10 protein-coding genes and 1 pseudogene are annotated in these 10,753 nt (G+C 69.4%); 8 read left to right on the top strand and 3 right to left on the bottom strand.

What is annotated here, in order from left to right:
- On the top strand, positions 1–329 hold a 329-nt coding region (locus tag ACFWBF_RS36340; protein WP_385609122.1), incomplete at its 5' end, for a MerR family transcriptional regulator.
- A gap of 247 nt (positions 330–576) precedes the next feature.
- Entirely contained in the window at positions 577–780 is a 204-nt protein-coding gene (locus ACFWBF_RS36335; protein ID WP_385609121.1) for a cold-shock protein, read from the top strand.
- A gap of 1,247 nt (positions 781–2,027) precedes the next feature.
- On the opposite strand, the gene ACFWBF_RS36330 is transcribed toward ACFWBF_RS36335, so the two are convergent.
- Positions 2,028–3,326: a cytochrome P450 gene (locus ACFWBF_RS36330; RefSeq protein ID WP_385609120.1), complete on the bottom strand. Its 1,299-nt coding sequence runs from the start codon at positions 3,324–3,326 to the stop codon at positions 2,028–2,030.
- A 29-nt stretch (positions 3,327–3,355) separates the two neighbouring features.
- Entirely contained in the window at positions 3,356–4,756 is a 1,401-nt protein-coding gene (locus tag ACFWBF_RS36325) for a class I SAM-dependent methyltransferase (protein ID WP_385609119.1), read from the bottom strand.
- Between the two features lie 223 nt (positions 4,757–4,979).
- Between ACFWBF_RS36325 and ACFWBF_RS36320 the strand changes: the two genes are divergently transcribed.
- The 4 genes and pseudogenes from ACFWBF_RS36320 to ACFWBF_RS36305 all read left to right on the top strand — a co-directional run.
- The gene (locus tag ACFWBF_RS36320) at positions 4,980–5,786 is read left to right on the top strand and encodes a hypothetical protein (RefSeq protein WP_385609118.1); all 807 of its coding nucleotides are present in this window, start codon (positions 4,980–4,982) and stop codon (positions 5,784–5,786) included.
- Positions 5,787–5,930: 144 nt separating this feature from the next.
- On the top strand, positions 5,931–6,476 hold the full coding sequence (locus tag ACFWBF_RS36315) for an EF-hand domain-containing protein (protein WP_385609117.1): 546 nt from the start codon (positions 5,931–5,933) through the stop codon (positions 6,474–6,476).
- 746 nt (positions 6,477–7,222) lie between these two features.
- Positions 7,223–7,801, top strand: coding sequence for a hypothetical protein (locus ACFWBF_RS36310; RefSeq protein ID WP_385609116.1), 579 nt, complete (start codon positions 7,223–7,225; stop codon positions 7,799–7,801).
- A gap of 356 nt (positions 7,802–8,157) precedes the next feature.
- Positions 8,158–8,710: pseudogene (locus ACFWBF_RS36305) on the top strand (IS5 family transposase); the annotation flags it as partial.
- 264 nt (positions 8,711–8,974) lie between these two features.
- Here the strand turns inward: ACFWBF_RS36305 and ACFWBF_RS36300 are convergent.
- Complete coding sequence (locus ACFWBF_RS36300; protein WP_385609115.1) at positions 8,975–9,346, bottom strand: winged helix-turn-helix transcriptional regulator; 372 nt, start codon at positions 9,344–9,346, stop codon at positions 8,975–8,977.
- A gap of 91 nt (positions 9,347–9,437) precedes the next feature.
- Between ACFWBF_RS36300 and ACFWBF_RS36295 the strand changes: the two genes are divergently transcribed.
- Both ACFWBF_RS36295 and tpg read left to right on the top strand, forming a co-directional pair.
- A complete protein-coding gene (locus ACFWBF_RS36295; protein ID WP_385609114.1) occupies positions 9,438–10,277 on the top strand; it encodes an SDR family oxidoreductase in 840 nt (279 codons plus the stop codon).
- A gap of 89 nt (positions 10,278–10,366) precedes the next feature.
- Complete coding sequence (gene tpg / locus ACFWBF_RS36290; RefSeq protein ID WP_385609113.1) at positions 10,367–10,702, top strand: telomere-protecting terminal protein Tpg; 336 nt, start codon at positions 10,367–10,369, stop codon at positions 10,700–10,702.
- Positions 10,703–10,753: the final 51 nt, after the last annotated feature.

Below are 10,753 nucleotides of genomic sequence, written 5' to 3'. Positions count from 1 at the left end.
ACGACTCCTTCGGCCGTCTCGACGATGACGATTACCCGGCCTACACGATGGGCCGAGCCGCCGAGATGCTCGGCACCACCCAAGGCTTCCTCCGCGCCATCGGAGAGGCCTGCCTCATCACACCGCGCCGCTCGGCGGGTGGTCACCGGCGCTACTCCCGCTACCAGCTGCGTATCGCCGCTCGCGCCCGGGAGCTCGTCGACCAGGGCACCCCAGTAGAGGCCGCCTGTCGGATCGTCATTCTGGAAGACCAGCTGGAGGAAGCTCAGCGCGTTAACGCCGAGTACCGGCGTACCGACGGATCGGCGGACCCGGCGGCCGCGGCCTGAGACGGGAGTGCCCGCCGGGTAACGGCGGGTCCCGTACGCCCCTGTTGGGGTGTGTCGTACGGCTTGTTTTCTCTGGTGGCAGGGTGTGCTTGCGTGTAGCGCTTGGGTCAGCTGTCGTGGTTCGGAAGTTCCCTTTGCCCACGCCTCAGGTGTGGGTGTTTTGCTGTGCTGTGCCGCAGGAACCAGGGCGATCACCTCCGCCGTCCGCGCGTTGCGGGAGGCGTTCATCGACTGGAAGGCATGAGACATGGCTACGGGAACTGTGAAGTGGTTCAACGCGGAGAAGGGCTTCGGCTTCATCGGCGGGGACGGCGGCGGCCCGGACGTCTTCGCCCACTACTCCGCGATCAACTCCTCGGGCTTCCGCGAGCTCCAGGAGGGCCAGGCCGTGACGTTCGACGTTGCCCAGGGCCAGAAGGGCCCCCAGGCCGAGAACATCACCCCGGCCTAACCCCTTCTTAGCTTCGCCCCCGGCGCCTCCCCCAGGGGTGCCCGGCCGTCGGAGTAGTTGCTCACGGCAACGCGTCGGGCGCAGACGCCCGAGCCGTTGGCGAGCGCGGCGGCTGTTGAGGATCTGCGGGGAGCAGGGCGTGGCCTTCGTGCCGTTCTTCGCACTTGCCGGAGCCGGCGGCCAGGGCACCGCCGTCCACGCGGACGTCGACGCAGCCGTCACCGCGGCGGCCCGCGCCCATGACGCGACGGCGGCACAGATCCGGCTGGCGTGGAGTCTGCAGCAGGGCTCCCCCGTGCTGGCCATCCCCGGTACCGGCGACCCGCACCCACCTGGCCCAGAACGTGGCCACTGGCGCGCTACGCCTCACCGGCCAGGAACTGGATTTCCTCGACAGCCTCCACCACGGCCCCCGGTAGGGACGGGACCTCACACCGGCGGCGTCGTGGTGCCCGACGTACGGACTCTCGCGTGCCCACACTGCTCAGCGGGACCGGTCGACGGCCAGGCCCGTACCGTCGCCGCGGCTGGAGATCACCTGACGGTGACGTGGCACCTGTTGTCCTGTCCGCACGACACGGCCGACCGTGTCCTGGCGGGCGAAGAGGATTGAGCGCGGTCCAGCTCACAGACCATGATCAATCTCAGCGTCAGCGGTCTACCAGTCCCGCACAAGAGGCGGCGAATCGTGGGGTGTCCGGCAGGCCCGGGGAGGGGTGGGCCTGCCGGAGCGTGGCGCGGGGCCGGTCCTGTCAACGGGACCCGCGTGCCACAGGGTGCCGGTAGACCGTTGGGGGCCAGGGGAAGCTCCGGCACCGTCTGGGCACTCGTCGTTCTCAACGAGGCGGGACGGAAACGGTTCTGCACAGACGTGCGGGGCCGGGGTGCGGGAACCGAGGTTTGTTCGTTGACCGCGGTGCGGGGATGCACCCCGTGCCCAGCCCTCCGAGCGGCCGGGTACCGGCCCTGTTTGGGCGGCTCGGGGCCCTGGGGTCTGCCGGACGAGACGAGAAAGGTCCGGCAGGCCCCGGGTTCCTCGACCCGGGCGTTGGCGCGCCTTCGGGGCCGGGGCCGGTGGAGTCGGAGGGTTCGCTCGTTCGAGACCTGGAGCAGGACCCGACTCGGCGGTGGCGGCACGGTCCTGACTGGGTGTTCGGGCAGGGTGCCCGGGAGCGTGTCCCTTCCGCCCTCGGTGCGGAACGTTCCCGGTCGGAGCGGCCGGGCGTGCCTAGGGCCGGCCTGGCTGGTTACCAGGTGGCTGCGAGGGTGTGGGGGCTTCGTAGTGCCGCGTTGGGTGGCCAGTGTTCGGGTGTGGCGTGGTCGGGATCGGTGGGGGTGAGGTGGGAGCAGGCGTCTGCGAGCGCGGTGAGGGCGTGGAGGGTGAGGTGGCGGGTGTAGGGGGCGCCGGGGCAATAGTGGATACCGGCCCCGAAGGCCAGGGTGGGGGGCTGCCCTGTGCGGTCGGCGTCGAAGTCGTCGGCGCCGTTCAGGCCGTGGTGTTCGTCGCGGGCTGCGGAGGCGAGGAGGAGCAGGAGGCGTGAGCCGGCGGGGATGGGTGTGCCGCCGAGGTGGGTGTCGCGGAGGGTAGAGCGCAGCCAGCCGGTCAGGGGCGGGTCGTGGCGCAGGGTTTCCTCGACGGCCTGGGGAAGTCGTCCGGCGTGCCGGCGGGAGTGGAGCGTTCCCGTCTGCAACAGCCAGTAGAGGGTGTTGGTGATCAGTCGGGGGGTGATCTCTGCGTTGGTGATGAGGACTTCCATCAGGGTGGAGGCGACTTCGCGGGTGGTGAAGCGGCTGCCGTCGCTGTCCTCGTAGGTGAGCCATGCGGCGATCAGGTCCTCGCCCACGTGGCGACCCGGGCTGTGGGCGCGCTGTTCGGTGAGAGTCAGGCAGTAGTCCCACAGGTCGTTGAGGGCGTGGGCGGCCGCGAGTTGCTCCGCGGGGTCGAGGTGTCCCCAGACCAGACCCGAGAGGGCGGCGGCCCGTTGGGCGATGAGGTGCTGGTCTTGGGGTGGGATGCCGGTGAGGCGGCCCAGGACGGCGTTGGCGAGCGGGCGGGCGTAATGGGCGACGAGGTCGCCGGTGCGGGAGGGCCGCGAGGCCAGTCGCGCGGCCGCCGCGGCCGCTTCCCCGCGCAGGAGGTCTTGGTGGGCGGCCATGCGGCGGTCGGTGGTCGGGAAGGTGGCGTTCATCGCCCGCCGGAAACGGGCATGGTGCGGCGGGTCGAGGGAGGACAGGACCGGTACGGCGCCGCCCTGCTCCAGTACGGCCTGGGCATCAGGGTGGACCGGGTGCAGGGGAACGTAGCCCAGCGCGGTGGAGAAGGTGCCGCCGGCGTCACGCAAGACGGTGTCGATGTCCTGGTGGCGGGAGACGACCCACACGTCCAGCTGCGAGTCGTGGTAGACGGGGTGCTCGCTGCGCAGGTGCGCGTACAAGGGGCCGGGTTCACCGGCCCCGTGCGCGGTGATCGCGCCTGGCTCGGTGACCGGGCAGCGCGCGAAGTGGCGGGTGGCGGGCGGAGCGGGAGTCGGCTGGCTGAGGGCCACAGAGGTCGTGCCTTCCGGTCGGCTCGCTGTCAGAGCATGGTGCGGGGACGGGCGGTGAGCAGCACGCCGCCGTCGTTGAAGCGGTCGGCGCCACCGGCGAAGTGCTCTCGCAGGGCGGGCAGCAGCGCCTCGCGCAGTTGAGCGAGCTGGGGATGCCCGGTGTTCCAGAAAGCGGCCAGCACCTCGGCAGCAGCCTGCGCCTTGGCTTCCGCACCTTCCTCGGGGAAGACGACATCGACGCGGGCGCGGGTAAAGCTGATGTCCTCGAAGCCGCTCTCGGCCAGGACACGGGCGGCGCGGGTGAGCAGGTAACCTTGGTGATCTGGGCTTTCACCCGTCAGCGGGGCGCAGACACGGTTCCACAGCCCGATGAGTTCGTTGTCCGGGGCGCCCTGCACGAGGACGATCTTCGCTTCGGGGTGGGAGCGGTCGACGGCGCGCGCCATCTCCGCGACAGCCCGGGTGGGGTCGTCGGTGTAGTGCAGCACCCAGGTCGCCACGACGCCGTCCACGCTCGCATCGGGCACAGGCAGCTGCTCCGCACGTCCCGGCAGCACGCTCACGCCGAGGGCCGCCACGGCCCGCAGGCTCTCCTCTCGCGCCGCGTGCGGCTCGACGGTCGTCACCGATTCCACCCGGGCGCCGAGCTCCTTGACAACCGCGCCGCTGCCGCCGCCCACGTCCAGAACCCGGTTGTTACGCGCGAGCGCCTCGACGACGGGTGTGATGTCGTGCCGTTCGAAGCGGGCTTCCATGCCCAGCCAGCCCTGCTCACTGAGCTCGTGCGGTCCCCGGTAGACCTCCGGAAGCGGGTACGGGCCGGCCAGCGCGTGCGCGGCCACGGCGGGGCCGCCGGGCTTGCGTGCGTAGAGGAAGAGGTGCTCCTCGGCGCCCATGCCGGGAAAGTCCGGGTGGAATACGCTCAGCTGCTCGTGCACGACCTGCAGTCCGGCCTCGCGCAGCAGCCGACCGTAGGTCTCGGCGGGGTAGCTGGTGGCGCGGATGGTCTGGCCCATCCACTGGATCTCGGTGTCCTCGACGTCGAAGGGCACGGTGGCGAAGACGAACAGCCCCCCCGGGGTCAGCCAGTCGGCGATCCGGGTGAGTGTGGCGTCCAGGTCGGTGCGGGGCATCTGCAGCAGCGGGAAGAAGGCGGTGATCGCGTCCCACTGCCTGGGTGTCTCTGGCAGGGCGCGGACGTCGGCCAGTTCGAAGTGTGCGCTCGGGACCTGGGTGCGGGCCAGCTCGACCATCGTGGTGGACACGTCGTAGCCGCTCACGTGGTGTCCGGCCGTCGTGATGAGGTCGGCGGTCGGCCTGCCGGTGCCCGATCCGATGTCCATCACCTTCGCTCGCTCGGGAAGCCGGGCCAGCAGCCACCCGATGGCGTCGAGTTGCTCGGGAAGGTGTCCGTAGGTGTCTTCGTACACCTTGCCGAGAACGTCGAACGGTCGGGCTGCCCGTTCGGTCGATTCGTCACTCTGGGGAGGGAACGTTACTTCGTGCGTCGTCATAGCGGAGGGTCCTGTTCCGGATCTGGTGATCAAGGCGCGAGCGGTGACACTACACTCCGTAAACAACCCCGTACCAACCGTAGTGTGCCGGAGAACTTACCGGCGCACTTACGCCCCCATCTGCCCCGGAGAACCTCCCGTGACCACCACCGCCGAAACTGGCCACGCCGCCTACTTCGCCTTCCGCGACCGGCTCTTGGGCGACCTGCGCACCACTGTCCTGACCGGGGAACAGCTCTGCGAGGCAGGCGAGCTCATCTACGGCCGTCCCGAGGGGCTCTCCCTGTACGGAATTCCGGCCCTCGACATGGCGGACAGGGGCATCAGGCTGCTGGGGCGAACCGTCATCGAATGCTCCGTCGACGCCTACACCGTCCCGGTGGCCGAGGAACTTGCCCGCCTCCAGGCCGGCACCCGACCGCAAGGACCCGACGCGTACGACCCGATGGCCGTGGACCTGTTCTGCGGCTCAGGAAACTTCGGCCACCATCTCGGCCGGCACCTGGGCTGCCCCGTGCACGCGGCCGAACTCGACCCGGACGTCTACGAGAGCACGGCCGGCAACCTCGACCGCATCGGCTCCCCGATCAGCTTGCACCTGATCGACTACCGCGACCTGCTCGGCAAACTCCCCGCCCGCAGCACCCACGACACCTACGTCGTGGAACCGCCCTGGGGGCCCGCCTTCACCGCGGACGGCCTCGACCTCACCCGCACCTCACCGCCCGTGTCGGAGATCCTCGACGACATCCGCCGTTCCCGTAACGGCCTGCCGTGCCATATCGCGATCAAAACCAACGACCAGATCGCGCACGACTCCCTCACCCGCGCCTTCACCGGCGCCCGGCACCTGCGGAGCATCACCCCGGCCCCCTTCCTGCCCTACGGCGCCAACATGGACTTCCACCTCTACCGGCTCGGCATCACCGCCGACTCCGACGAATAGGCCCTGACTCCCGGCTTCCCAGCAGGTCCCCGCCCACCCGGGGAACAACACCAGGGGAGCCGTGGCTGCCCCGCCCCCGGGCTCTTCCCGAGGGGGCATGACGAAAGACCACGCACAACCACCTCGATCAAGGGATACGCAACAGTGACCAACACCGCGATCACCCGCCGCTACGACCGCACGTTCGACCTTCTCGACACCAACGGAAACGGCGTCCTGGAGGAGAAGGACTTCACCGGCCTCATCAAGTCGATCGCCCGCGCCACCGCAGTGCAGGGCACGCCCAAGGAAGAGTCCCTGCTGAAGGAATGGGGCAACTGCTGGCACACGCTGCGCGAGAACGCCGACGCCGATGGTGACGGCCAGATCAGCCGTGCGGAGTTCCACCAGGCGATGGCGGCCTCCTACGGCAACCACACCCAGCTGCAGGACGGCCTCGTCCCCGCCCTGGAGTCCTCGTTCGCGGCCATCGACGCCGACAACGACGGCGTGGCAACGGTGGAGCAGCTCGAGGCGTACCTCACCGCATGGGGACTGGAAGCGCAGCAGGCACGAACCGCCCGCGGCCTGCTCGACGCGGACGGCGACGGCCGCATCACTCGTCAGGAGTTCGTGGCAGGCTGGACGGCCTTCCTCCTCAGCGACAGCCCCGAAGGCGCCGCCCACGCCCTCCTCGGCCCGGTGACCTGACAACCACAGCAGAGCACCCCAACGCCGTCGATGCTTCTGGCGGGCGGCCGTTGTTCGGGCTGACCCGCTTCACCGGCGCGGACCACAGCGTGAGCCGCCACCACACGGGTGGCGGCCCACGCTGTCGCGTGCCCGGGGCCCGACCCCGGATAGGAGCTCCCTGCCCGGCCCGCTGCTCGCCCGTGCGGCTACGCCCACCTCATCCCGACCTTGGAGGTTTGCCAGCGGGGCCGGCCATCCGGAGGCCTCGGCCTCCTCGGCGGCGGCCGGGACGCGGAACGTGAACGGGACGCGCAGGCGCCGTGCGCGCGGGCGTAGATGACGGCGGCCTCGACCCCTCGCCGCCGGTGTTCGTGTTCGGGGTTGAGGACGCGCAGGTTGATGAACGCGGCGAGCGCGGCCGGGTCGCGCGGCGTAGAGAACTTCAGCAGGGCCTTGGCGGGGGCGCTGAAAAACGCCTCCGGAGTCGCTGCCGATCCCGTTGCCCCTCTTGCCGCTGCGGTCTCGCTGACGGGTTTGTAACGGCTCGGCGCCTGCTGATCGGCGAGGACCTGGACGCCGCCTCCACCACCACGGTGCTGACCGCCCGCGCGTGGCTCACCCTCTGCCAGCGCACCGACTGGCACGGGACCACGGAACTGCTCATCGCGACCGCCCCACGCTGCCAGGGCGCCAAGAGCCTCCGCCAACTTGAAGTCGCAGGCGGCGGGGCCTTCGGGGCGGGTGGGTGAGACGCTGTCGCTGTGATGGAACGGAAGACTTTCCAGACGCATCTGCGGCAGGCCGCCACCGGCATCCTGGAGCGCGTCCCCGAGCAGCTGAAGCGTGAGATATACGTTCTGGCCTTCAACGTCTGGCGCATCGCCGCCGACAACCGCCACCCGTACGTGGACATCGGCTACAACACGGAGAGTCAGTACGACGATGAGATGCGCCGGGGTTCCGATCCCTGGGAGGTGCGCTGGAACTATGCCTTCTGGATCCTTGAGGGCTTTGACAAGCTCGGCAACGTCCCCGAGGACCCGGTCGGCGCCCCGCTCCACGAGGAGGAGGCCAGGAACCTCGGCATCTGGTACGACGGTGAGTTCGATCTCGGTCGGATGCTGGAGGACGATGAGCTTCGTGCCAAGTCCGGCCTCCTCGAACTCCACTTCCGCGACGCCGTGATCGACCTCGCCCGTTACCTCCACGCGAGCGGCACCATCGAGAGGGTCTTCCGCCGCCCGCTACCCGTGGTCGTGTTCGACATGGACTGCCCAGGCTGGGAGGAAGAGGCCACCAACGCCGCCAACCCGGCCGAGCTGATCGAGGACTTCCTGGCGTGAATCCGGTCTGCGGCACTTTCGCGACGTGCCCCACCCCGGCCAGCGGAACCACCCGGTCGAAGTGGGGCCAAAACACCTTGCTACAGGGGCGTGAATCACACCAATCCACGCCCCCTCCAGCCGGTCAGTGGAGCCAAAAGAACTCCGTGCACTGGAGCCCAAACAAGTGCTTGTGGCGGCAGCGGGTCATACGTCGTCTTCTTCGATCATGATCTGAACAGCCACTGCCCCCCGATCCCCTGGGGACACCTCGAACGTCACTTTCATTCCTTGCTTGACGTCGAGCGGCTTAGACCGTGTCCTATGTGGTGAGGCGGGGCGTTGGGTCTGTCATCGGGCGGGGTGCGTGAAGTTGGATCGTTCCGGACGGACTGTGGGAGATCGCCGAGCCGCTGATCCCACCAGCGAAGGTGCGGCCGCAGGCGGTGGCACGCAGGACACGCCTGATGTGACGTTGTTCGCCGCGATCATCTACGTGCTGGTCAGCGGGTGCGCCTGGCGGGCTTTGCCATCCTGCTTCGGGATATCGAAGTCGACTGCCCACCGCAGATTCCTGATCTGGTCGAGAGCTGGAGTCTGGGGCCGGCTGCACGAGGAGATCCTGCACCGGCTCGACGACGCTGGCCTGCTCGATCTCTCACGCGCGGTCCTCGACTCCGCCCACGTCGGGCTAAAAAGGGGCGAACTCACAGGCCCGAGCCCCGTGGACCGGGGCAAGCCGGGTTCCAAGATGCACGTCCTGTCGGACGCGAACGGACTGCCCCTCGTCGTCGGCGTCTCGGCCGCCAACACACATGACACCAGGCACTGAAGCCCATGGTGCTCGGCCACCAAACGAGACACGACCCTCACCGCGGCTGGCACTTCAAGCCCCAACGCTTGCACGCCGACAAGGCCTCCGCCTCACCACATAGGACACGGTCTAAAGCGCCAAATCCCGACGGCCAACGTGACCACCGGGTCGCACGCTGATGCTGAACACAAGCACTTGACAGACATCCCATGATTTGGCGTGTCAAACGGCGAGTGCGTGGCGCGGCGGGACCAGCCGGTCGCCTCGGCGCGAGCTGAGCGTGGCTCAAGCCCTCCTCCTGGCGGACCAGCCGGACCAGTCCTCGGGTCATGGGGTGCTCGGTCACGGTGGATGCGCTTTCGTGGGCGACCAATTCCACGCTATCCCGCGTTGCGCGGCGAAAGCCGCCGCGTAATCCGGTCGAACAGCTCCGCCAGCGGCTCGCCGACGTCCCGACCGAACTCGGTCAGCCCGTAGGTGACCTGGGGCGGCGTCGTCGGCTCGACCTCCCGCCAGACCAGGCCATCCTGGACCAGCGCGCGCAGGGTCTGGGCGAGCATCTTCTCGCTGATGCCTTGGATGCTCTCGCGTAGCTCGTAGAACCGGAGGTCGTATCTCCGCAAGGAGATCAACACCCAGACGCCCCACTTGCTGGTCACGTGGTCGACCACATCACGCGCGGGGCAGTCGGTGTGAAACACCTCATACCGTTCCCCCGCCTCGGCCCGTATGTGCTGCGCGCTTCCCGTCACGTGATGAGCTTACCCCTAGGTATGTCCTTACCAATAGTTAGCCCGACTCCTACCGTGAAGGCCACAGAAGACATCGAACAAGGAGCTGTACATGATCGTGGTGACCGGGGCTACCGGGAATGTGGGCCGGCCGTTGACGCGGGCATTGGCCGAGGCGGGCCAGCAGGTGACGGCGGTGTCACGGCACGCGGCGGCGGTGCCGGACGGCGGCCGCCACGTGGCGGCCGACCTGGCCGGGCCGGCCAGCCTTGAGCCAGTGCTGGCCGGAGCGAAAGCGCTATTCCTGCTGCTGTCCGGCGACATGCACGCCGCCGGAGCCAGCCCGGCCGACATCATCGGCGCAGCCGAGGCCAGCGGGGTCCGCCGGGTCGTCCTGCTCTCCACGCAGGGCGTGGCGACCAGGCCCTTCGGCGCAACGCGGATCGCGATGCGCGCGCTGGAGGATGTGCTGCGGGAGTCCGACCTGGAGTGGGCCATCCTGCGGCCGGGCGGCTTCGCCTCCAACGCCCTGTGGTGGGCCGAGTCCATCCGCGGGCAGCGGGCAGTCGCCGCTCCCTTCGGCGACGTCGGGGTGCCGATCATCGACCCGGCGGACATCGCAGAGGTCGCGGCGGCCTGCCTGCTGGATGACCGGCACACCGGCGGCGTGTACGAGCTGACCGGCCCGGAGGTGATCACGCCGCGTCAGCAGGCGGAGGCCATCGCCGCCACGCTGGGCTCGCCAGTGCGGTTCCACGACCTCACCCGCGACGAGGCCAAGGCCGCCATGGCCCGGAGCATGCCGGCTGAGCTCGCCGAGGACACCCTGACCATCCTCGGTTCCCCGACCCCGGCCGAACTGCGCGTCAGTCCAGACGTCCGGCGGGTCCTCGGCCGCGCCCCGCGCCCGTTCGCCGACTGGGCCGCCCGCAATATCGCCGCGTTCCGCTGAAACTGGTCAGCACCGCTGGACCTGCCCGGCGTGCTCGGCGATCCACTGCTGATGGTCGAGGAACCTGATCCGAAGCTGACGTTGGCGATATGCCCGTAGGGGGGTTAAGCCAAGAGCGACGCAAGCGCGCCCGGGAGAAGGCCGCGAAGCAGACCGGGCTGGTCATCGAGACCCGGGCCCGGTTCGGGTTCACCGCCGCGCCCGGCACGTCAGACGACGGGCGGATGCGTCGGATCACGCAGCACCTGCCGCCCGAGGTGGCGGCCCGGCTGCTGGCCGCCCAGGACGCCGGGGCCACCGAGGCCGAGCTGCAGCAGATCGCCGCCGGCGGGCTGGGGGAGGTCTACTTCCGGGACAGCGGGCGCCGGGCGGACGGCCTGCGGGTCGAGTTCACCGACATCGACTACGTCGAGGTGAGCATCTAGTGTCCTGCGCCGGAGATTCGTCGGCAGAAACGGGCGAGGGAGTCGAGGATC

It is taken from the genome of Streptomyces sp. NPDC060028 (assembly GCF_042736725.1).
Classification (GTDB): Bacteria; Actinomycetota; Actinomycetes; order Streptomycetales; family Streptomycetaceae; genus Streptomyces.
Note: the sequence above shows the minus strand (reverse complement) of the source record. Positions and strands in the feature narration are given on the sequence as shown.

Bases quoted from the DNA above. Each gene is read 5' to 3' on its own strand.
- ACFWBF_RS36295 (WP_385609114.1), top strand. From the start codon at position 9,438: ATGATCGTGGTGACCGGGGCTACCGGGAATGTGGGCCGGCCGTTGACG.
- ACFWBF_RS36310 (WP_385609116.1), top strand. From the start codon at position 7,223: ATGGAACGGAAGACTTTCCAGACGCATCTGCGGCAGGCCGCCACCGGC.
- ACFWBF_RS36335 (WP_385609121.1), top strand. From the start codon at position 577: ATGGCTACGGGAACTGTGAAGTGGTTCAACGCGGAGAAGGGCTTCGGC.
- tpg (WP_385609113.1), top strand. From the start codon at position 10,367: ATGCCCGTAGGGGGGTTAAGCCAAGAGCGACGCAAGCGCGCCCGGGAG.